Annotated in this window: 14 protein-coding genes and 1 pseudogene; 6 read left to right on the forward strand and 9 right to left on the reverse strand. The window is 35.0% G+C overall.

Annotated features, from left to right (window positions below; translation table 11 throughout):
• The first annotated feature begins 150 nt into the window (after positions 1-150).
• Positions 151-417, forward strand: coding sequence for a hypothetical protein (locus CC92_RS0107945; protein ID WP_029503435.1), 267 nt, complete (start codon positions 151-153; stop codon positions 415-417).
• A gap of 258 nt (positions 418-675) precedes the next feature.
• Positions 676-1,314 carry a lactate utilization protein gene (locus CC92_RS0107950; protein WP_029503434.1) on the forward strand — a complete coding sequence of 213 codons (639 nt, stop codon included), beginning with the start codon at positions 676-678 and terminating at the stop codon, positions 1,312-1,314.
• 288 nt (positions 1,315-1,602) lie between these two features.
• Here CC92_RS0107950 and glyA read toward each other — a convergent pair whose 3' ends face one another.
• Complete coding sequence (gene glyA / locus CC92_RS0107955; protein WP_029503433.1) at positions 1,603-2,841, reverse strand: serine hydroxymethyltransferase; 1,239 nt, start codon at positions 2,839-2,841, stop codon at positions 1,603-1,605.
• A 491-nt stretch (positions 2,842-3,332) separates the two neighbouring features.
• Positions 3,333-4,211: a DegV family protein gene (locus CC92_RS0107960; RefSeq protein WP_029503432.1), complete on the reverse strand. Its 879-nt coding sequence runs from the start codon at positions 4,209-4,211 to the stop codon at positions 3,333-3,335.
• Between the two features lie 191 nt (positions 4,212-4,402).
• On the opposite strand from CC92_RS0107960, the gene CC92_RS0107965 reads away from it, so the two are divergent.
• Entirely contained in the window at positions 4,403-5,776 is a 1,374-nt protein-coding gene (locus CC92_RS0107965; RefSeq protein WP_029503431.1) for an MATE family efflux transporter, read from the forward strand.
• A gap of 216 nt (positions 5,777-5,992) precedes the next feature.
• Here the strand turns inward: CC92_RS0107965 and CC92_RS0107970 are convergent, their stop codons facing one another.
• Complete coding sequence (locus CC92_RS0107970; RefSeq protein WP_029503430.1) at positions 5,993-7,477, reverse strand: glutamate synthase subunit beta; 1,485 nt, start codon at positions 7,475-7,477, stop codon at positions 5,993-5,995.
• 43 nt (positions 7,478-7,520) lie between these two features.
• Positions 7,521-12,075, reverse strand: a pseudogene (gene gltB, locus CC92_RS20870) (glutamate synthase large subunit).
• Between the two features lie 391 nt (positions 12,076-12,466).
• Here gltB and CC92_RS0107980 point away from each other — a divergent pair.
• Together CC92_RS0107980 and CC92_RS0107985 are read left to right on the forward strand one after the other, a co-directional pair.
• Positions 12,467-14,143, forward strand: a complete 1,677-nt coding sequence (locus CC92_RS0107980; protein WP_029503429.1) for a flagellar hook-length control protein FliK — start codon at positions 12,467-12,469, stop codon at positions 14,141-14,143.
• 241 nt (positions 14,144-14,384) lie between these two features.
• On the forward strand, positions 14,385-15,092 hold the full coding sequence (locus CC92_RS0107985) for a TIGR01906 family membrane protein (protein WP_051650771.1): 708 nt from the start codon (positions 14,385-14,387) through the stop codon (positions 15,090-15,092).
• Positions 15,093-15,240: 148 nt separating this feature from the next.
• Here the strand turns inward: CC92_RS0107985 and CC92_RS0107990 are convergent, their stop codons facing one another.
• The 5 genes from CC92_RS0107990 to CC92_RS0108020 form a co-directional block, all read right to left on the reverse strand.
• The gene (locus tag CC92_RS0107990; RefSeq protein ID WP_029503427.1) at positions 15,241-16,929 is read right to left on the reverse strand and encodes an aryl-sulfate sulfotransferase; all 1,689 of its coding nucleotides are present in this window, start codon (positions 16,927-16,929) and stop codon (positions 15,241-15,243) included.
• Positions 16,930-17,720: 791 nt separating this feature from the next.
• On the reverse strand, positions 17,721-19,175 hold the full coding sequence (gene guaB, locus CC92_RS0108000) for an IMP dehydrogenase (RefSeq protein ID WP_029503425.1): 1,455 nt from the start codon (positions 19,173-19,175) through the stop codon (positions 17,721-17,723).
• Between the two features lie 489 nt (positions 19,176-19,664).
• Complete coding sequence (locus CC92_RS0108010; protein ID WP_029503424.1) at positions 19,665-20,174, reverse strand: DUF6106 family protein; 510 nt, start codon at positions 20,172-20,174, stop codon at positions 19,665-19,667.
• Between the two features lie 408 nt (positions 20,175-20,582).
• Positions 20,583-22,208: a chaperonin GroEL gene (groL, locus tag CC92_RS0108015; protein ID WP_029503423.1), complete on the reverse strand. Its 1,626-nt coding sequence runs from the start codon at positions 22,206-22,208 to the stop codon at positions 20,583-20,585.
• A 97-nt stretch (positions 22,209-22,305) separates the two neighbouring features.
• Entirely contained in the window at positions 22,306-22,593 is a 288-nt protein-coding gene (locus CC92_RS0108020; RefSeq protein ID WP_029503422.1) for a co-chaperone GroES, read from the reverse strand.
• Positions 22,594-22,993: 400 nt separating this feature from the next.
• On the opposite strand from CC92_RS0108020, the gene CC92_RS21555 reads away from it, so the two are divergent.
• Positions 22,994-23,680 carry a VanZ family protein gene (locus tag CC92_RS21555; RefSeq protein WP_051650770.1) on the forward strand — a complete coding sequence of 229 codons (687 nt, stop codon included), beginning with the start codon at positions 22,994-22,996 and terminating at the stop codon, positions 23,678-23,680.
• The last annotated feature ends 123 nt before the right edge of the window (positions 23,681-23,803 follow it).

A 23,803-nucleotide genomic window follows, 5' to 3' on the forward strand; every position in this document is an offset into this window, starting at 1 on the left:
TAATAGATAACAATAATACATAGGATTACGATTAAATTACTAGAATTTAAAAATTAAATGTGATAAAGTTAAATGTTATATTTTGTAGCACTATGTCGAATTATACATATAATATAGTATCACTAGAAAGAAAGGAGCTAATAAATCTATATGTATAACCAAGATTGCTATGATTACAAAGAGCAGAAAAAATCTAAAGAAGAATTTTGTACTAAATTAAATGTCTTTTGTGATGAAGATAAAAAGAAAGAACGCAAAGAACACAAGGATGAAGAATTTTGCGTTCAGGTAAATATCTTTTGTGATGAAGATAAAGATGAACCTAAGCATAAAGAAGATGGATGTAAAAAAGAGCATAAGGAAGAAGAATTTTGCGTTCAAGTAAATATCTTCTGTGATAAATGCAAGAAGAAATAAAGCATTTTAAGTTAAAAGTAAATAGCTTGTCACGTAATTGTGACAGGCTATTTACTACTCACACCCTTCGGCTGTATCCATCTTTCACTCTTGAAAACAGGACTGTGATTAGTCTAGTTATTTGTTTTTGAGAACAAAGCAGGCATAAATATCCGTGTAACTTCCTCTATTTTCATTGCAACTTATTTAAAAGTTATGTAGAATAAGAAATAAGAAAATATCATGTACTTGAGTTTCAAAATGAAAGGATGGTTCTCTATGTCTTCACCAAAAAAGCAATACTATGAAAACCTAGCAGATAGCTTGATTGAGAAATTTAATCAACGTGGAATCGAAGGTTATTACTGCGATAGCAGAGAAGAAGCCTTGACAGTAGCCAAACGTTTTTTAACTCCTGGCTGTTCCGTTAGTTGGGGCGGTTCCATGACCTTGGATGAGATTGGATTACTTGATGAATTCCATAACTCCGACTACATAATCTACGACCGCACAAAAGCCAAATCACCAGAAGAACGTTCTGAGCTTTATGGTAAGATGGTGACAGCTGACTATTACTTTATGAGTTCCAATGCCATTACACTAGATGGAAAACTTGTTAATATCGATGGTAATGGAAACCGTGTTGCATGCTTAATTACCGGTCCTAAAAATGTAATTGTGATTGCAGGAATGAATAAAATTGTTACCGACGAAGCTGCTGCAATGGAACGTGTAAGAAATATGGCAGCACCTCCAAATGCAATGAGATTAAACAGAAAAACCCCATGTGCAGAACTTGGACGATGTGTAAATTGTCTCGTTGAGGAATGCATCTGCAGTAGTACTGTTATCACTCGACGTTCCCATATACCATACCGAATCAAAGTTATTCTAGTGGGAGAAGAATTAGGTTATTAAAAAACTCGTAAGTTCTATCATGAAGATTTAAACTTCAGTAAGAACTTACGAGTTTTTTATTCTCTTAAAACATTATTCTATATAAAACCTATGAATTCAACTTAAACTATGTTTCATACTTCTTCATGAGTATCAAGAGTAAAAGAATTTTATTCTTTCACTCACCAAGTCTGTGCTACAACAAACTTGAGCCATTCGCTGCTCCTATAAATAGTCGCAGCATGTAGGCTAACTATGACGTACTCATAACGCTATCTAAGGGATTGCATAATGGTTTCCCAACATTAATTAATAGAGTGGATAAGCATCTGTTAACATCTTAACCAATGCTTTTGCCTGATCCTTATTCTTCTCTACATCCTTAACTACGAGAGAAATAGCTTCTGCAACCACAGCCATATCTTTTTCATTAAAACCTCTTGTTGTTACAGCTGCAGTACCGAGACGGATTCCGCTTGTTACAAATGGAGACGCTGGATCATTTGGAACAGTATTCTTATTACAAGTAATGTTTGCTTCATCTAAAATGTGCTCTGCTTGCTTTCCTGTAATGTTCATATTCTGTAAATCAATTAGCATTAAGTGATTGTCTGTACCACCGGATACTAAATTGAATCCACGTGTTGTCAACTCTTTTGCTAACGCTTGTGCATTAGAGATGATTTTTCCAGCATAATCTTTAAAACTATCATCCAAAGCTTCTTTAAAGCAGATTGCTTTTGCTGCGATTACATGCATTAATGGTCCACCTTGAATTCCTGGAAATACAGATTTATTTAACTTATGTTCTTCTGCAAATTCAGCACTAGATAGAATCATTCCGCCTCTTGGTCCGCGTAATGTCTTATGAGTTGTTGTTGTAGTAACATGAGCATAAGGGATTGGTGATTGATGATAACCAGCAGCTACCAAACCAGCAATATGCGCCATATCCACCATTAAATATGCACCAACTAAGTCAGCAATTTCGCGAAAACGCTTAAAGTCAATCTTTCTAGCATAAGCAGAAGCTCCTGCTACGATAAGCTTTGGCTTTGATTCCTTTGCTATCTTTTCTACCTCATCATAATCAATAAAACCGTTGTCATCTACGCCATAAGGTACGATATTAAAATAGGAACCGGAGAAATTTACTGGGCTACCATGGGTTAAATGTCCGCCATGAGCAAGATTCATACCCAATACAGTATCCCCTGGCTGTAATAAAGCAAAAAATACTGCCATATTAGCCTGTGCTCCAGAATGTGGCTGAACATTTGCATAAGTGCAACCGAATAACTCCTTTGCTCTTGCAATTGCTAAATTCTCAGCTATATCAACAAATTCACATCCGCCATAATATCTTTTTCCTGGATATCCTTCCGCATATTTATTTGTTAACGGACTACCCATAGCAGCCATAACTGCCTTACTCACAAAATTCTCTGATGCTATTAATTCAATATGATCGTTCTGTCTTGCGATTTCCAATGTGATACTATCCGCTAATTCCGGATCAAATGCTTTTACATCCTCAAATGAATACATATCTCCTTGTCCTTTCCTGTAATTTCTATTACTTTCCATTATACCATATCAAAATGGCATTGAAAAGAAATACCAATAGGTCTTTTATTATTTTATCTAATAAGATTCATAATGAAAACTGTCGAATACCTACGATCAGCTTCACTCATGAAGATTATAAAAAGTAAAAAACTAATGTTTAGTAGTTGGAATCAAACCATACAATTCTTTTATAAAGAATAAAAGTGTAGATAAAAGGAATCGTCATTCTTGAAGTCACTCTCTTCTCCAAATACTCCTTATCTACACTATTCATCTTAAAGAATGTATCTCTTTTTTACTTACTATTTCATTTATTATTCAATCTTACAATTTCTTTTATTATTCAATTTTACAATTTCTTTTATTATTTAAGCTTACTATTTCATATTAAAAATACTATTTCTTTTATTATTAAAAAAACTATTTCTTTTATTATTAAAATTACTATTTCTTTTTAAAACCTATATTTATTAAAATTTATAATTTTCTCCAACAAATGTTAGCGCACACATACCCGCACCTGTGTGAGATCCGATGACTGGACCGATATTCGAAAACAAGTAATCCTTTACTAATCCTCGCTCAGTTAGAATATCTGCTAATGCCTTAGCATAATCAGGGCAAGCTGCATGACCAATAATCACTGTTTGATTATTTGTATCAATTCCATCTTCTTCTAAGCGATTTACAAGGTATTCTATTGCTTTTTTGTTACCTCTTACCTTTGATACCACCAGTAATTTTCCTTCTTTATCCACACTTAATACTGGACAAATACGAAGCGCTGTTCCTACCATAGCCTCTAAGGAATTTAATCTGCCACCTCTTTTTAAATGGTGTAAATCTTCTACCATAAACCAATGGCAACACTTTCTTTTTGTATCTTCCACAAAGTTTACTACTTCTTCTATCGACTTACCTTTTTGTCTTTCTTTTGCCGCAAGGTAAACAAGCAACCCCTCACCAATGGAGGCACATAAGGAATCAATACAGATTATTTTTCTATCAGGATATTTCTCTTTTAATCCTTCTGACATCAACCTACCTGTGTTATAAGTACCACTTAATCCCGAAGAAAATGCAATATATAATACGTCTTTTCCACTTTCTAAGATTGGAGTTAAAAAATTTTCGAAGACCACAGGATTAATCTGACTAGTCACAGAATTTTCTCCTGCTTTTAATCGTTTGTAAAACTCCTCACAACTTAATTCTCTTTCATCTGGATAGTGTGTATACGGCGTATCACCTAGGTGGAAATCCATAGGGATAATGTTTACATCCAACTCATCTACGATGTCCTGAACTAAATCCAACGTCACATCACTTACTATACAATAATCTGCCATAACTTTCTCCTTAATTCTTGTCCATTAGCTCTAACTGAAAGTATATCATATTCCAAAAGAGAAATAAACTGAAAGATGTATAAACTTCCTTAAGATAAATAAAATTCCATTCATAAATTACTCATTGTATTCTATTATTTGTGGTGCTATAATACCTCTGTTTCTTATAATATTACTTACGGAGTATTCCTATGCAAAAGTTAAAATCGAAAAGTTACCAAAATGCTATTACGGAAGGTCCAATCCTTACCCGACTATTATTATTTTTCTTTCCAATTGTCTTAGGCACCTTCTTTCAGCAACTGTATAACACCTCAGATGCAATTATCGTTGGGAACTTTGTTGGGAAGCGAGCACTCGGAGCAGTAGGTGGTACTACTGGAACTATAATAAACCTTTTAGTAGGCTTTTTCGTTGGCCTCTCTTCTGGTGCTACTGTAATTATCTCGCAATACTTCGGTGCCAAGGAAGAAGAGAAAGTTAAAAATTCAGTCCATACTTCATTTGCCCTTGCAATTAGTGGTGGAATTGTATTAATGATTCTTGGATTATGCTTGTCTCCCATGATGTTAACTGCAATGAATACCCCGGATGATATTTACCCACTATCTCTACAATACATAAGAATTTACTTTCTTGGTATTATTCCAAATTTAGTGTACAATATAGCCTCCGGTATTTTAAGAGCAATTGGCGATACGAAACGGCCTTTGTACTTTCTAATCATCAGTTGTTTTGTAAATATTGTATTGGATTTACTTTTTGTTGGGGTTTTCCATATGGGAGTCGCTGGTGCTGCAATCGCCACGATAATCTCTCAATTCGTAAGTGCTACTTTAGTAGTTATGACTTTATTACGGACGAAAGCTTCCTATCATTTAATACCAAGATGCATTCACTTTGAGATGCCAATTTTAAAACGAATTACAAAGATAGGTCTTCCTGCTGGGTTACAGTCCGTGATGTACTCGATATCCAATGTGATTATTCAAAGTTTTATCAATTCTTTTGGTACTGATACCGTTGCTGCTTGGACAGCTTATGGTAAAATTGATGGATTATTTTGGATGATAATTGGAGCTCTTGGAATCTCTGTAACTACATTTATCGGTCAAAACTACGGGGCACAAAAAATCTCACGCGTTCATAAATGTGTTAAAGTTGGACTTGTTTTAGCTTTTGGGATTTCTATCTTATTTAGTATTGTTTTATACTTCTTTGGCCATTATGTTTACCGACTATTTACAGACGATCAAACCGTATTAATGATAGGTATGAAAATACTACATTTTCTTGCGCCAACCTTCTTCACCTATGTTTGTATTGAGGTTTTAGCAGCTGCACTGCGTGGAATTGGCGATGCTTTCGTTCCAATGATTATTACTTGTCTAGGAGTCTGTGCTTTACGAATTGTATGGCTATATACTGCAGTACCTTCATCCCCAAGTATCATTACCGTTATCTTTAGTTATCCTCTTACTTGGGTGATTACCTCTTTATTATTTATCATTTATTATTGCTTTTTTAGCCATCTTGGATTTCGTAAGAGAGTGATGTTTGATTAATTAGTTTATCCACTAAGAATAAGCATTTTATATAATAAAGTAAAAAGAGATAAGTAGAGAACTTTTATAACTCCTACTTATCTCTTTTATTGTTCTTTAACAAAACATTTTTAATACTATCCTCCGCTTCTCAAGAAAATAAAAACTAATTTTGATTGAATATTTTAATGCTATCTTACCCATATCTTTGAGTATTGGTAATGACTTAATGATTAATTATAGATTGGTATAACCCATAAGGTAGGAATCTACTGCACGAGCTGCCTCTCTGCCTTCCCAGATAGCCCAGACTACCAGTGACTGTCCACGATGCATATCCCCTGCAACAAATATATTTTTTACATTTGTTGCATAACTATCCATCTCTGTTTTTACATTCATTCTCTCATTTTGTTCTACACCAAAGGCATCTGTAACGTATTTTTCAGTACCAAGGAATCCTGCCGCAATAAATACAAGGTCAGCTTCTACTTCATATTCACTTCCATCCACTTCCTCCATAAGGAAGCGTCCCGTTTTCTCTTCTTTTTTGCTTTCAAGTTTTACTAGCTTTAGCTTACTTAGTTTTCCTTCTTTATTTTTGAGGAATTCCTTCACTGTTGTTTGATATACACGTGGATCATTCCCAAATACTTCTATGGCTTCCTCCTGACCGTAATCTGTCTTTAAGACCTTAGGCCACTCTGGCCATGGATTGTTTTCACTACGGGTAACGGGTGGTTTTGGCATCATCTCTAGTTGTAAGACGGATTTTGCTCCTTGCCTTATTGCTGTACCGACACAGTCATTTCCAGTATCACCGCCACCAATGACAACTACCTTTTTCCCTTTTGCCATCATCACTTTCTCGTCTGTTAAAGTACCATCTAATAATGCTTTCGTTACAGTACGAAGATAATCAACAGCGAAATAAATTCCTTCTGCATCACGGCCCGGTACTTTGATATCTCTTGGATTAGAAGCTCCGCATGCCAAAACAATAGCATCAAAATCTTTATATAAAGTCTGAGCTTTTTCCCCTTTCCCGATATCTGTTCCAGTAACAAAGGATACCCCTTCTTCTTCCATCCTATTGATTCTACGAAGAATAATCTCCTTCTCAAGCTTCATATTCGGAATACCATACATTAACAAACCGCCAACTCTGTCATTTCGTTCAAACACAGTCACTTGATGACCTCTGTGATTTAACTGATCCGCTGCTGCTAGACCAGATGGACCAGATCCAATCACCGCTATCTTTTTTCCGGTTCGAACTTTCGGTGGTTTTGCTTTCATAAGTCCATGCTCATATCCATATTCTATGATTCCATATTCATTCTCTTTAATTGCGACTGGTTTCGTGTTAATGTTACAAGTACATGCCGATTCACATGGTGCTGGACATACCCTAGCAGTAAATTCCGGAAAATTATTTGTTTTTAATAATCGACCTAATGCCAGCTCCATATTTCCATGATACAACGCATCGTTCCATTCCGGTATTAAATTACGTAATGGACAGCCGGAAGTCATACCGCCAATCATCATTCCAGATTGACAAAATGGTACACCACATTCCATACATCTAGCACCCTGCTTTTTTCTTTCTTCCATGGATAGCTGGATATGAAACTCACCAAAGTTTTTTATTCTATCTTTTGGTTTCACAGCAATACTATCCTGTCTTTCATAATCTATAAATCCTGTTGGTTTCCCCATCGTATTATCCTCCTTAAAAACATTACTGATGTAAGCACTGATATCACACTTTCTTTGCATTGGCAAAGAAGGCTTCAATTTGCGCTTGCTCACTGCTAAGTCCTTTTTCTTCCATCTGGACAATCATTTGGAGCATTCTGCGATAATCATGAGGAATAATTTTCTTAAACTTTGGTAAGTATTCTTTAAAGTTATCTAAAATCATCTTACCCTTTTGAGAATTTGTATACATCACATGGTCTGCTATCATCTGCTTTAATTCGAGCACATCGTATTTATCGTTTACTGATTCAGACAACCATCTGTTTATTTAACTTTTTATAAAGGTTGCTGTCTTCATCAAGAACATAAGCAATCCCTCCACTCATACCAGCTGCAAAGTTTTTCCCAGTACATCCAAGGACAACAACTCTTCCACCAGTCATGTATTCACAACCATGGTCACCGACACCTTCTACTACTGCAATAGCTCCAGAGTTTCTAACACAAAAGCGTTCTCCCGCAACACCGTTAATATAGACCTTCCCACTGGTTGCTCCATAGAGTGCTACATTTCCAATAATAATATTGTCTTCTGCTCTAAATATGCTGCCCTTTGGTGGATAAACAATTAATTTACCTCCAGATAAGCCCTTTCCAAAATAATCGTTGCTATCACCAGATAATTCTAAGGTTAAACCACTTGGAATAAATGCTCCAAAGCTTTGCCCACCGCTACCGTTGCAACGGATTACATACGTATCCTCTTCCAAGGAGTCACCACAGGTTCTCGTTATCTCAGATCCTAAGATAGTTCCAAAGGTACGATCAATATTTGTAATCGTTACTTCTAGTGTTTTTGGTTCTTTCTTCTCCATGAATGGTTTTAATCTCTTAAGTAATACCCGTTCATCCATGGTCTTTTCCAGTTCAAAATTATAGACTTTCTTAGGATCAAACGCATAACTCTTTGTTTTATCAGAATATTTAGAATTAAGAATATTCGATAAATCAATCTTAAGTGCATGAGAATTATCCTTTAACTGTCTAGGTTTTAATAAATCTGTGCGCCCAACTAACTCATTAACACTACGAATTCCAAGCTTCGCCATATATTCTCTTAATTCTTGTGCAATAAAGCGCATAAAGTTCTCAACGTATTCTGGCTTTCCTTTAAAATTTTTTCTAAGTTCTGGATTCTGAGTTGCTACACCTACTGGACAAGTATCGAGATTACAAACTCGCATCATGACACAGCCAAGTGTCACTAACGGTGCTGTAGCAAACCCAAATTCTTCTGCTCCTAACAATGCCGCTACTAATACATCACGCCCAGTCATTAACTTACCATCCGTTTCAATTACAACACGAGTACGAAGTCCATTCGCAATTAGGTTCTGGTGTGTTTCTGCAAGCCCAAGCTCCCATGGCAATCCAGCGTTGTAAATAGAGTTTCTTGGCGCTGCACCAGTTCCTCCATCAAAACCTGAAATTAAGATTACACCTGCACCAGCTTTTGCAACACCTGCTGCTACCGTACCAACACCAGCTTCTGATACTAATTTTACAGAAATTCTAGCCTCTTTATTCGCATTCTTAAGGTCATAAATTAACTGAGCCAAATCTTCAATCGAGTAGATATCATGATGTGGGGGTGGTGAAATTAACCCAACTCCTGGGGTTGAATGTCTGGTTTTTGCTACCCAAGGATAAACTTTCTCTGCTGGAAGCTGACCACCTTCCCCTGGTTTCGCCCCTTGCGCCATCTTAATCTGTATTTCCTTCGCACTGACTAAGTAACGTGAGGTAACACCAAACCTTCCAGATGCTACCTGCTTAATTGAAGAACAGCGATTGATACCATCCTTCCCAAGAGTTAATCTCTCTAAGCTTTCTCCACCCTCCCCGCTGTTTGATTTTCCACCCAGTCGGTTCATTGCAATCGCAAGTGTCTCATGAGCTTCTTGTGAAATCGAACCATAGGACATCGCACCTGTCTTAAAACGTTTCACTATTTCTTCTACACTCTCCACTTCTTCTATTTTTAATCCAGATTCCGGATAGTTAAAGTCTAGCAAACCACGAAGATTGATCCCCATCTCCTCCTCTGTGATTGCCTTGGTATACTGCTTGAATACTTTGTAATCTCCAGTTCTTGTGGAGTGTTGTAATAAATGTATGGTCTGTGGATTATATAAGTGCTCCTCTTTGTTACTACGGTATTTATGACTACCGGAGCTTTCTAAAGATAACTCTACAGAAAGTCCAAGTGGATCAAATGCCTTTGTATGAAGTTCATCTACCTGATGTTCAATATCCTTAAGGGTTATTCCACCAATTCGACTTACGGTATCAGGGAAATATTTTTCCATAATATCTTCTACTACACCGATTGCTTCAAATATCTTAGAACCTTGATAAGACTGAATCGTTGAAATTCCCATCTTAGAGGCAATCTTTACAATACCGTGTAAGATTGCACTGTTATAATCATCCACTGCTGCATAATAATCTTTGTCTAGCAGATGTTCATCGATCATCTGACGAATACTTAATTGGGCAAGATAAGGATTGACTGCACAAGCTCCATATCCAAGTAAGGTAGCAAAATGATGTACTTCTCTAGGCTCTGCACTCTCTAATATCATAGCAACAGAAGTTCTTTTTTTCGTCTTAACCAAATGCTGTTGCATCGCAGCTACTGCTAAAAGTGATGGAATTGCTACGTGATTTTCGTCTACTCCTCGGTCCGATAAGATTAATACATTAGCTCCATCCTTATACGCACGATCTGCATCTAAAAATAAATGGTCAATCGCTTTTTCCAAGGAAGTATTTTTATAATAGGTAATAGGTAATACCGTTACCTTAAATCCATCCACTTTCATATTCTTTATTTTTAGAAGATCAGTGTTTGTTAGGATTGGATTGTTAATCTTTAATACCTTGCAGTTTTCAGGCTTCTCCTCCAAAAGATTACCATCCTCGCCGATATAAACGCTGGTGCAGGTAACGATTTCTTCTCTAATCGCATCAATTGGTGGATTGGTTACCTGCGCAAAAAGCTGTCTAAAATAATGAAACAGTGGTGGATTTTGTTTACTTAATACAGGAAGAGCACTGTCCGCTCCCATAGCAGATACTGGCTCCGAACCGATTGCAGCCATTGGTAAGATGGAAGTCTTAAAATCCTCATAGGTATATCCAAACGCTTTTTGAAGTCTTGATCTTTCTTCGTTTGAATATTCTTCAATTCTTTGATTTGGTATATGTAGTTCTTTTAAGCTCACTAAATTATTATCTAACCATTCTCCGTATGGTTGGCGAGTTGCATAAAGATTCTTTAGATCCTCATCATCAATAAGACTGCCTTTTACGGTATCTACTAATAACATTTTTCCCGGACGAAGGCGCTCTTTTTTCTTAATTTTCTCTGGTGGAAAATCAAGGACACCTACCTCAGAAGATAAGATTAATTGGTCGTCGTCTGTAATATAGTAACGTGACGGACGTAATCCATTTCTGTCAAGTACTGCCCCCATGATATCTCCATCACTAAATAGAATGGAAGCAGGACCATCCCAAGGTTCCATCATTGTGGCATAATATTGATAGAAATCACGTTTTTCTTGACTAATACTTACATCATTCGCCCATGGCTCTGGGATCGTTATCATAACAGCAAGAGGCAGCTCCATACCACTCATTACAAGGAATTCTAACGTATTATCAAGCATGGCAGAGTCAGAACCTTCGGTACTTACTACAGGAAGCACTTTATGAAATTCACCATGAAGATATTTAGATTCCATGGTTTCTTCTCTGGCTAACATCTTATCAGCATTTCCACGGATCGTATTAATTTCACCATTGTGCACAATAAAGCGGTTTGGATGAGCTCTTTGCCAGCTTGGATTTGTATTTGTACTAAATCTAGAGTGTACCACAGCAATGGCGGATTCATAATCCCTAGACTGTAAATCCGCAAAGAAAGACCTTAGCTGCTTCACTAAAAACATTCCCTTATACACAATGGTCCGACTGGATAATGACACAACATAGGTATTATCATTACTCTGTTCAAAGATACGTCTTGCAATATAGAGTTTTCGGTCAAAATCTAAGCCTTGTTTTACATTCTTTGGACGTTCTATAAAACCTTGCATGATACAAGGCATACAAGAAAGCGCTTGATGACCTAAAGTTTCTGGATGGATAGGTACCACTCTCCAACCTAAGAATTTAAGACCTTCCTTTTCTACAATGATTTCAAACATCTTTTTTGCTTGGTTTCTCTTTAGTTCATCTTGTGGGAAAAAGAACATTCCGATTCCATAGTCTCTTTCCTCACCTAGTTCAATTCCTAATTGCTTGCCTTCTTTTTTAAAAAAGTTATGTGAAATTTGCAGTAAGATTCCAACTCCATCCCCGGTCTTACCTTCTGCATCTTTTCCTGCCCTATGTTCTAGATTCTCTACAATTTTTAACGCTCCGGCAACTGTACTATGTGTTTTTCTACCTTTGATATCAACAATAGCACCGATACCACAGTTATCGTGTTCAAATCTAGGATCATAAAGTCCTTGCCTATGACGCTTTACCTCTTCCTTCCTATCCATCCGAATCCTACCTCTTTTCTTTATAGCTTTTGTGTCGATATTTTGAATATCCATATCTATGCTAGAGAAAAAAATAACACAAATATTTCTTTCGCACTTACATCCCGATAAAAAAAGAAGGCGCTCTCACTGCTTAATTGCAATAAGAACGCCTTTGTTCGTAAAAGGATAATATCACAGGTTTTCTCATTACGCAATACTTTTTTTATTCATTTCCAGTTTTTTATAATGTTTTAACTCTCTTAACGTCTTCTTACTGGTCTTATATAATCTCAGCTTTTATCCGATATAACAATTACCAATAGGTAGGCTTTTATGTATCTTACTTGTTATAAAAGAAAGCATAACTCATATCGTTTCTTATATAAAAATACTGCAAAGGAGTAGCCTTATGGACTATCAATCAATCACATCATCTAATTTCATCGGAGTAAGCCAATCTACTACTCTGACTGCTTCCAAAACGCCAAGTGAAGAAACAGAGGGTAAAGTCACGGTACCCACTGCCTCGGATAGTTTATCCCAAGCAACTTCTTCCCAAAAGACCTATGACTCGAATTATACAATAGAGAAAGCCCTTATGGAGGCTTCACTTCCTAAAACAGAACGTAACATTCATATTGTACAGGAATTACTACGACAAGAACTATCTATTAATAAATATAGTATTCTGGACATCTTGAAATTATCTGCAACTTTTCGAGAAACCTCGATTGAAACCTTAATTCTTATGAAAAAGCTAGAACTACCAATCACACAGCAGACAATCAACCAGATGGAATCCTTCCAAAATAACAATCATTCGATTCTTTCTCAGTCACAGCATTTGATTGATTCCTTCCTTGGTTTTATATCAGAAGAATCTGCTCTATCAGAAGGATTTCACCATGAGTTATTATCTCTTTTCCTAAATGATAAGGTAGAACATTCTATTCCATATCAATCTCTTTTATCCACTCATTTTTCAAATGAAGAGATGCAGCAGCTAACTCACTCGTTAACATCCATGGATATACCAGAACAGGTAGTAAAACACTTAACTGATCCTTCTATTACAGTTTCTGAATTTCGTGAATTAATAGTTAAAGCCGCTAATGATAACAATTTAAACCTTATTGATCACCCGGAATTAAAGCAGTTGTTATCGAATACACCAGAAATAAATACCAATGTAACCTTACTAAGTGATGTATTATCAAAAAATGAGCAGGAGAATCTCTTTTTGTTGTTATCTAATGTCTTACCAAAAGAGGTATTAGCTTCTCTTAAAGATAGCAATGATTCCATTTATAACTTTAATGATTCTATCACCAACTTAATGAAACAGCTTCTGGATTCTGGTAATATGACCTCCCTACAAAATGAAGATTCTTTGTCAATTACATTGTCGCAGGGAAATAATATACCACCTTCCTTCAATGCGCTTTTAAAGTCACCAGAATATCAGAAGTTGATAAAATCTGAGTTGCTCTCAAAACTTACTCTTGAGCTAAAAGACTTTACAAAAAAAGAAGGGCCTACAGAGTTTTATCGTAAGTTAACTCATGACCTAGAAAGCCTATTGACATTTTTTGAGAGAAATGAAGCAAATACAAACTCTGAAGCTTTTCATCAAGCCAAAGAACAGACTCAGTATCTAAGGGATCAGATTGATTTTATGAAATCGGTCAATCAATTTCTCGGTTACGTACAATTGCCTGTTAAACTTACAAAAGACTTAACGAATAGTGAACTTTTCTTTTATACAAAGAGACGACAAAAAAAGGAAGGAGAAGAAAACCTTCATGTTTTATTACATTTATCTATGACTCATTTAGGAGAAATGGACATCCATCTTAGATTGCGAAACAAAACCGTTCATGCTACCCTAAGTATGGAACGAGAAGAGTCCCTTTATTTAGTCAGTACTCATATCAATCAACTATCAGATGCCTTAATAGAAATGGGTTACGGTCTTACCTATGAATTTGAAGAAATGAAGAAGAAACAAACCCCTATGGATCGCCTGTTATTAAAAGAAGAGGAAGATATCCTATACCGCTGCTATACTTTTGATACGAAAGCATAATTTCCTTAGGTTGAATTTATTAAATTTTTATAATATAATGTGTTTATCTATGTAGGTAAAATAAGAGAAGGAACATACCTTAGTAAGCATAGTACGCAGCTAATTTATCTTTCTACTAAAAAGAGTAACATATTATATTGGTGCTAGTATAAATAATATACACAGGAAGCTTGGTTGAAATAACAAATTTGTTCAACTTACGGTTATAGAAAAAATCGAAAGCGCCGGAATTGAGGTTAGTATGAATAAGTATACGAGACGAAGCCAAAAAGAGAATGAGAATTTAATTTTAGATATCGGTATCGGTGTAGTATGGACCTTATTTTTTATTTCCTTGGGTCTTATCCTCGCAATCAATTTAAGACCGCTATATTATGCAAACATTCACTGGTTTGATTTAGATAAAACCTCGGGACTTTCTATCAATGAGATAAAAGCAAATTATAATGCACTGATAGATTATTGTTCACCTCTTTATCATGGGGTGTTAAAGTTTCCATCCTTAAGGACCTCTGTTTCCGGCTTATCTCATTTTGAAGAAGTCAAAGTAATATTTAATTTATTTTATATTACTTTTCTTATTAGTACTCTTTTCCTTATTGGTGTTATTGTATGGAAGAAAAAGCAAAATAAATACCGTTATTTAAAGGTATCTTCTATCACAGCCATAGTACTACCGATTATTACGTTAATAGGCTGTTCGATTGACTTTGAGACTGCTTTTGTTATCTTCCATAAAATATTTTTTCGAAATGATGACTGGCTTTTTGATCCTTATACTGACCCAATCATCACCCTGTTGCCAGAAATGTTTTTCTTACAATGTGCATTGATTATCATATTCGTTGTATTAGTTGGTAGCCTTATTCTGTTTCTTTGCTACCGCCATCAAAAAAAGAAAAACTATATTACACCGCTTTTAAAACCAAAAATGAACTACTATTATTAGTTTTTTTATCTCCTAGATTGTAGAATATCTTTCAATAAAGTAATTAATTTACATATAAAACACAAGGCACCTACTTAATAACTATCTTATTATTATTTAATAAAGATAATTATTAAGTAGGTGCCATTTTTATATCTTTAAATTTATTTTAAAACCAATATCGATCCATAGTGTATTTATAAACTTTATAAAAAGATTTTTCATTTCCTATCTGATATGTCGCTACGATATTTCCTTTATCATCATATTCAAAAAATTGTTTTTCTGCATCAAAAGATAAGATAATATGATTTCCATAAAGCATGGAACTACATTGACCCTTATGATATGGAAAAATGACCTTTTGCATTAAGCGATATCGGTTCTGGCTTTCCTCCACAAGATATTTATAAAAAACAGAATACTTCGTATTATTCGTAACATCCATGTTTTCGTAATTAATAAATGATAAATAAATCTGACCTGCACCTAACTTTCGATTGGTTCCAGCATACATGCTGTCAATAGAATTCTTTGAAGTCTTCTCTCCCGATTCTGACAAAAGAAAGGATTCATATTCACTACTATTCCATTTTTTATCTTCACTGATAATCCAACGAACAACAGGCCCCGTATATAAGTTATTAATACGTATTATCATAGATAACTCTCTCGAGCAAACTAAAATATCTTTTCCGTCTAATATTTGAATACTAGTTAGATCAAGCCAATCCTTTCTATCTCCTTCTTCTGTTTTAACGTTCGCTTTTCCTTTCGATAGCAAAGTTTCAAAATTAATAATATCTTTCCATTCACCTTTTGCTATATCAAGCCCTACACCTCTGCTTATCATCGAACTTTCATCGGTATTAGCTAAAAATATTACTTTATTATTTACTTCATCGTATTCACAATCATAAAGTTTTCCATCGCCATTCCAAGTATATCGATTGGTTACATTTCCAAGGTTATTCACTAAAACATATTCATTTTCTTTGATTGCATAAAAAATCTCATTTTTAACCTGAAGAACTTTAGGATTCTCACTTTGATACTTTGTTGGGATATTTGCTCTTAACACACCGTGATTATCGTAAAATAAAAAACTAGAATTTACTCCATCTTTATGAAAAAAGGAAAATAAACCTCTTGTAAAGGTTAGTTTTTCTCCATATTGCGTATTTAGTTTTGTTTCTATTGCATGAGTGGATGTGATATCAAAATAGTATGCCTTTTGGCTTATCACTGTTCCATTTAAGTCGGTAATTCTTAACACTATTTTATTTCTTTGACCATCCATAAGGCCTATGATTTGACCTTCTACTTCTGTTCCAATGGTACGATTAATATAAAGGTTCTCTCCAAAGTCTGGTATCGATTCCGTAGGAACTGATATGATATAGCTTATTCTAACCTTTTGCGACGGTGAACCTACATAAACATACAATCCATCTGAATTGGTTCCAAATGGATTTTGTATAAATAAAGGATTTTCTATGGTATAAACTTTACTTTCTTTTACTGTCTTTAGTTGTTTTAAAGCTCCTTCTTGGTATGCAGAAGAATAAACATCATCACCTCTTACTGTTGATGATTCCAAAATCATTGCTTCAAACTCTTTGGCAGAATAAAATGTATAAGAATTCTCTACCGCATTTGTTGCATTTTCTTCCTTATACGTATTTTCATAAGGCAATTCCACCTTATTACCAAATCCCCATATATTATTTCCTTGCTCAGGACCTTCTACATAACGTTTATTACAGCCATAGGAGAGCAATGCAAATGAACCAACGAGTAAAACTATCATACAACGGTTATAATAAAATAATCCTTTCACACCGCGAAAATGAAACATAGAAATTGCCTCCTGTTCAGCTTAATTTCGATAACAATCTACTTCATTACTCATTATCTCCCAATTAGGCTTAAACTTACGAGGTATTGTATGCCAAGTTAACCATTTACACTTAACACTTATTTCATTACTTTTGTTATTTGATTTCAACTTAATGAAATAACAATTATTTTTACCCTCTATATTATGATTTATGTAAAAATAATTAATAATAAAACGATAAGGATTGCGACTGCGAGACCTATAACGGTATATTGTTTCATTCTTAGTATTTTTCTTTTTCTTTGCTTCCATTCTCTTTCTGTTAACACATCGATATCCTCCTTAATTAATATATGAATTTATTACTTTCTTAAATCTGAATTATAATATAACTTAATAAAACTTATCAAAAGATGCAAAGCAGATTCTGATATAAGGTGCGGGTTTTGCACCATCAATTTTCTTCTATTATTTCATATAAATCTTTCAATTGCAATAATAATAGACTGTATTAAAACATTTGTGATGCCATCTGCTCCATAAATCTGCATTGAGTTTCGTTTCATACAAATATTTATTTGAAACAAGAAAAAGCACACTTCACGTACTTTTCCTTGTCATGAATAAAAAAAGCATACAGGATAAATATTTTTGACAAAGCTTATTGTCAATCCTATTTTTCTGCATGCTTTTCTTATTTATAACAATAAATATCTCGTTTATAAAACTCGAATTCCATTGTTTCTATGCTAAATAACAATACTAAATTTCTATGCTAAAATTATAGCCCCTATTTCTAGCAATCTTAATTATTCGTCAACACTATAATTTGGAGCCTCTTTCGTAATATGAATATCATGTGGATGACTTTCTTTTAAGGAAGCTGCGGAAATCTTTACGAAACGTCCAGTCTCCTTTAAAGTTTCAATATCTTTCGCTCCACAATAACCCATACCAGAACGAAGACCACCCATTAACTGGAATACCGTATCTTCTACAGTTCCTTTGTAAGCAACACGTCCTTCCACGCCTTCTGGAACTAATTTCTTAGCATCCGCTTGGAAATAACGATCTTTACTTCCATTTTCCATGGCTGCAATTGATCCCATACCACGGTATACTTTATATTTTCTACCTTGGAATAATTCAAATGTTCCTGGGCTTTCATCACAACCTGCAAAGATACTTCCCATCATACAAAGATTAGCACCTGCTGCGATAGCTTTTGTTATATCACCAGAATACTTAATACCACCATCTGCAATAATTGGAACTCCATATTCCTTTGCAACGCTATAAGCATTCATAATTGCTGTAATCTGTGGAACACCAATACCTGCAACAACACGTGTCGTACAAATAGATCCTGGTCCGATACCGACCTTAACGCAGTCAACTCCTGCTTCAATTAATGCCTTCGTTGCTTCACCAGTTGCAACATTACCAGCAATAATCTGAAGCTCTGGATAAGCTTCGCGTACCATCTTAACAACCTTTATAACGTTAGCAGAGTGTCCATGAGCAGTATCAATTACAATTGCATCTACTTTCGCTTTTACTAATGCATCCACGCGGTCAAGAATGTTTGCTGTCACACCAACACCCGCTGCACAAAGAAGTCTTCCCATGGAGTCTTTTGCTGCTAAAGGATATTTGATTGTTTTCTCAATATCCTTAATTGTAATAAGTCCTTTTAAGTTACCGTCTTTATCAACTATAGGAAGCTTCTCTTTTCTTGCTTGTCCAAGAATTTTCTTTGCTTCTTCTAAAGTAACACCTTCTCTGGCTGTAACAAGGCCTTCACTTGTCATAGATTCCTTAATTTTTTTACTAAAGTCAGTCTCAAATTTTAAATCACGATTTGTAATGATACCAACCAATTTCTTACCTTCCGTAATTGGTACACCGGAAATGCGGTATTTTCCCATCAATTCATCCGCATCATGTAACGTATGTTCAGGAGATAATGAAAATGGGTCAGTAATAACTCCGTTCTCTGAACGCTTTACCTTGTCTACTTCCTCTGCCTGACTTTCGATTGACATATTCTTATGAATAACACCTATTCCGCCTTGTCTTGCCATAGCGATAGCCATGCGATGTTCCGTAACCGTATCCATTCCTGCACTCATCATAGGAATATTTAACTTGATCTTTTTAGTTAATTGTGTGGAAAGATCAACCTGATTAGGTATCACTTCCGAATACGCTGGAACAAGCAGTACATCATCAAAGGTAATTCCTTCACCGATAATTGCTCCCATTTCAAATATCCTCACTTTCTTTATAGTAAATTAATAATTAGGGTATCAAACGTACGTAAGTATTGTATCCATTTCGAATCATCTTACTCCGTTTGCAGTAGAATAAACCATCCCGCAGGTTATAAAAAATCAGCCAAAAGATTCGAAATTACCTTGGATCTTTTGCCTGCGGACAATAATAATTTTCACAAGTATACTCATTTTTATAGATCTTGTCAAGACCTTTACAAAAACTTGATATTTTTAGTAATACATTACTGTTATAAAGTAAAAAAGTGCTGCAATATATATTTCTTCTCTTTCATAAAAGGATAACTCATGTTCTTAGAATCAGTTGTCCCAATAATCAAACAAGAAAAAGCACGCTTCGAGAACTTTTCCTTGTCATAAATAAAAAGATGGTAAAGTAACATCATCTTTACCATCTCTTAGTAATCACAATATCTATTCGTAATCACAATATAAAATTGCAATTCCTTTTTCGAAAAATTAAACCTCAACTACTTTACGAGGAGCTTTTTGCTTTATACATGCAATCATCTTCTCATTTGGCTCAAATAATACCTTGTTCACTTCATTATCCTTACGAACAATAATCGCATAAACTTTAGCTTCTGGATTTTGTGAAGAGAAGTCTTTCACCTTTAATTGCTGTATATGGTTATAACTATCTAGAGAATGGGATTTTGCTGGTGCCATTATCTCAACCTTATCAAAATCAATACGAAGAGCTGTTTTTCTCTTTGCATTACCCATAATCTTATCGAAATCTAATTGTCCATCACAAAATACATACTCATATTCTATAGAGTTCATTCTAGGGAAAAAGAATACACAAAGTACCACTAATACTGATGCTATAAAAGTAGCAATACTACCTAAAAACATTCCTCCCACAAAGAACACTACTAAAATCCCAAATACCGCAGCAATTTGAATCATAAGCGTCGTTGCTGATTTTTTTCTTTTCACGCCAGCTTCTGCGTAAGATTCATTCATATTACCTAATCCTCCTATGTCAATTTTTCCGTATGAGTTCCCCTAAAGTATCTTACGGATAGGAGAAATCATGATTCTTGCTACATTTCATTATACTAAATTTTTTATAAAAGATAAAGAACTTTATTATCTTTTAAGGAATTAACTAATCCTTCACAGATTAGGTGTAAGTAACAGATTAGGTGTAAGTAACAAATTCTGACGAAGTTACCTTTCCTTAACCCCTATGTAAAAAACAAGAACATCATTATTAAAAAGCTACCATTATAAGTATCTGCTTTTTATGAATAGATTGGATGTCCTTATCATGTGAGAGTTATTTTTACTTAGAAAGGAATCCATGTGTGTTTGTATGCACACATGGATTCTAAAATGATAAATATCGTATTTTTCTAGTTCTTAATCAAATTACATCATACCCATTCCGCCAGGGCCACCTGCTGGCATAGCTGGAGCTGGCTCTTTAATGGAAGCAACTGCTGCTTCTGTTGTTAAGAAAGTGGAAGCAACGCTGGTTGCATTCTGAAGAGCACTTCTTGTAACCTTGGAAGGATCAAGAATTCCATCTTCTACCATGTCTACATATTTCTCTGTTAAAGCATTGAAACCAACACCTGGTTTCTTTTCTCTAACCTTATTAACAATAACTGCACCTTCTAAACCAGCGTTTTGAGCAATGCATGATAATGGAGCTTCTAATGCCTTTAAGATAATCTGAGCACCAGTTTTCTCATCGCCTTCTAGCTTAGCTGCAAGCTTAGCAACTTCTTTTGAAGCGTGGATATAAGCGGATCCACCACCTGCAATAATACCTTCTTCTACTGCTGCTCTTGTTGCTGCAAGTGCATCTTCCATACGAAGCTTCTTCTCTTTCATCTCAGTCTCTGTTGCAGCACCAACACGAATTACAGCTACACCACCTGCAAGCTTAGCAAGTCTCTCTTGTAATTTCTCTTTATCAAATTCTGAAGTTGTTTCAGCAATCTGAGCCTTGATCTGAGCAATTCTTGCTTCGATTTCTGATTTATTTCCTTCACCATCCACGATGATTGTGTTTTCTTTCTGAACCTTAACTGATTTTGCACGACCAAGCTGATCTAATGTAGTTTCTTTTAAATCAAGACCTAGTTCGTCAGAGATTACAGTACCACCAGTTAAGATAGCGATATCCTGTAACATAGCTTTTCTTCTATCACCATAGCCAGGAGCCTTAACACCAACAACAGTGAAAGTTCCTCTTAACTTATTGATTACTAATGTTGTTAACGCTTCACCTTCAATATCCTCAGCGATAATTAATAATCTAGAACCGCTCTGAACGATTTGCTCAAGCACAGGAAGAATTTCCTGGATGTTGCTAATCTTCTTATCTGTGATTAATATATATGGATTATCAAGATTTGCTTCCATCTTATCCATATCAGTTGCCATGTACGCAGATACATATCCACGATCAAACTGCATACCTTCAACTAAGTCAAGCTCAGTCTGCATTGTCTTAGACTCTTCAATGGTAATAACGCCATCTTTGCTAACCTTATCCATAGCATCTGCAACCATCTCACCTACGGAATCATCACCAGCAGAAATTGCAGCAACCTTAGCAATCTGATCTTTACCGTTAATGCCTGCACTCATACTGCTAATTGCTTCTACTGCACAATCAGTAGCTTTCTTCATACCTTTTCTTAAGATGATTGGGTTAGCACCAGCTGCAAGATTCTTCATACCTTCATTAATCATTGCCTGAGCAAGAACAGTAGCGGTAGTTGTTCCATCACCTGCTACGTCATTTGTCTTTGTAGCAACTTCTTTTACAAGCTGAGCACCCATGTTCTCAAATGCATCTTCTAACTCAATTTCTTTCGCAATAGTAACACCATCGTTGGTAATTAAAGGTGCACCAAAGGACTTATCAAGAACTACGTTTCTTCCCTTTGGTCCTAGAGTTACTTTTACTGTATTTGCTAACTTATTTACACCAGCTTCCATAGCTACTCTGGCGTCTGCACTATATTTAATATCCTTAGCCATATTTGTATCCTCCAAAATTTAAATTTATGATAATCTGATTATTCTTTCACGTTTCATATAATTCATATTATATAATATGGATCATACCTTATCCGTACTAATCTGCTACAATAGCTACGATATCGTTTTGTTTTACTACGATAAATTCTTCTTCTTCTAATTTCACTTCTGTTCCAGCATATTTGGAATAAATAACTTTGTCGCCAACTTTAACTTGCATGGTAACTTCTTTTCCATCTACCATTCCACCAGGGCCAACTGCAACAACCTCTGCCTGTTGTGGTTTTTCTTTTGCCTGACCAGGTAATACAATACCTGACTTTGTAGTTTCTTCTGCTACGAGTTGCTTTAATACAACCTTGTCTCCTAATGGCACTAATCTCATATTTATTTCCTCCTTTAATACTGTTGATACCAGTTATTAGCACTCACTCTGTTTGAGTGCTAATCGTTGACTATATATTAGTAAATTTTACTTCAATGTGCAACTTCTTTTTTTAATCAAAACGTTTCAAATACCCTACTTATCTAGTATATACTTTTATATTCTCTTATATTCTCACTTTTTTACACTTTTTCATATATTATACCAGTATTATTCCTATGCAAGTAGCAAATTTACTTGATATTTTCTTTTTACGATATAGTTTCTAAGAATTTACATTAAATGATTACCATGATATAATTGTTAACATAGAACATACTTTACATACCATCAATATACGAAACACTTTTAATCTTAACTCAAGTAAAATAACAACTACATATGATTGAGAGGAAACTACATGGTTATAAAAATAATTAAGCGCACTTTTTCCGCTATTTTTGGATTACTTTGTCTTGGCCTTATCCTAGTTACCGCTGTTGAAATACTGAGCTTTCGCGTTACATATGATCCAGGTGGCGTCTTTTTAGGCTTATTTAGCATCACCTTACTCTCATTGTTGTCATCATCACTTCTTTCCAGTTCTTTTGAAGAGATTCAATGGAAACAGTATTCTATGAGAGCCGGACTATTTCTAGTCTTTGTGTTTTATTGCCTTATCCTTCTTAATCTACTATTTACAAGTAGACATAGATTTTTTGATTATGCCCTGACTAGTAATATCACTGAACGTATTACATCAGGTACAAACTTTATACCATTTCATACATTGATAAGCTATTTTAAAAATTCTGATTCCCTCGATCCAAGGATTATAAGCACCAATATTTACGGTAATTTACTTGCATTTGCACCAATGGGATTTTTTCTGCCTGTGTTATTTCAGAAACTTAGAAAATATCTCCCCTTTGCTTGTGTTATGTTTACAATGATTATTGTAATTGAGTTAGCACAATTTATTACTAACCTAGGTATTTTAGATATCGATGATTTGATTATAAATCTTCTTGGAGCAACGATTGCTTTTTTCCTATTTCGTTTACCATTTATCAAAAAGTTCTTTCGAAAGCTTCATTGGATATCCTAATTAAGTTCCTTCTAATATAAAAATAAGGACAAGCAAAAGTCACTTGAGTGAATCTTATTCCTCTCCTCTTGAAACTTTTTGTTTGTCCTCTTTTATTATGGTTGTAGTAAATCTATATTCATA

The sequence above is a fragment of the Lachnoclostridium phytofermentans genome, assembly GCF_000733755.1.
Taxonomy (GTDB): domain Bacteria; phylum Bacillota; class Clostridia; order Lachnospirales; family Lachnospiraceae; genus Lachnoclostridium; species Lachnoclostridium phytofermentans_A.

Bases quoted from the DNA above. Each gene is read 5' to 3' on its own strand.
- CC92_RS0107950 (WP_029503434.1), top strand. From the start codon at position 676: ATGTCTTCACCAAAAAAGCAATACTATGAAAACCTAGCAGATAGCTTG.
- guaB (WP_029503425.1), bottom strand. From the start codon at position 19,175: ATGGGAGCAATTATCGGTGAAGGAATTACCTTTGATGATGTACTGCTT.
- CC92_RS0107945 (WP_029503435.1), top strand. From the start codon at position 151: ATGTATAACCAAGATTGCTATGATTACAAAGAGCAGAAAAAATCTAAA.
- CC92_RS0107970 (WP_029503430.1), bottom strand. From the start codon at position 7,477: ATGGGGAAACCAACAGGATTTATAGATTATGAAAGACAGGATAGTATT.
- CC92_RS0107980 (WP_029503429.1), top strand. From the start codon at position 12,467: ATGGACTATCAATCAATCACATCATCTAATTTCATCGGAGTAAGCCAA.
- CC92_RS0107985 (WP_051650771.1), top strand. From the start codon at position 14,385: ATGAATAAGTATACGAGACGAAGCCAAAAAGAGAATGAGAATTTAATT.
- CC92_RS0107965 (WP_029503431.1), top strand. From the start codon at position 4,403: ATGCAAAAGTTAAAATCGAAAAGTTACCAAAATGCTATTACGGAAGGT.
- glyA (WP_029503433.1), bottom strand. From the start codon at position 2,841: ATGTATTCATTTGAGGATGTAAAAGCATTTGATCCGGAATTAGCGGAT.
- groL (WP_029503423.1), bottom strand. From the start codon at position 22,208: ATGGCTAAGGATATTAAATATAGTGCAGACGCCAGAGTAGCTATGGAA.
- CC92_RS0107960 (WP_029503432.1), bottom strand. From the start codon at position 4,211: ATGGCAGATTATTGTATAGTAAGTGATGTGACGTTGGATTTAGTTCAG.
- CC92_RS0108020 (WP_029503422.1), bottom strand. From the start codon at position 22,593: ATGAGATTAGTGCCATTAGGAGACAAGGTTGTATTAAAGCAACTCGTA.
- CC92_RS0108010 (WP_029503424.1), bottom strand. From the start codon at position 20,174: ATGAATGAATCTTACGCAGAAGCTGGCGTGAAAAGAAAAAAATCAGCA.
- CC92_RS0107990 (WP_029503427.1), bottom strand. From the start codon at position 16,929: ATGTTTCATTTTCGCGGTGTGAAAGGATTATTTTATTATAACCGTTGT.
- CC92_RS21555 (WP_051650770.1), top strand. From the start codon at position 22,994: ATGGTTATAAAAATAATTAAGCGCACTTTTTCCGCTATTTTTGGATTA.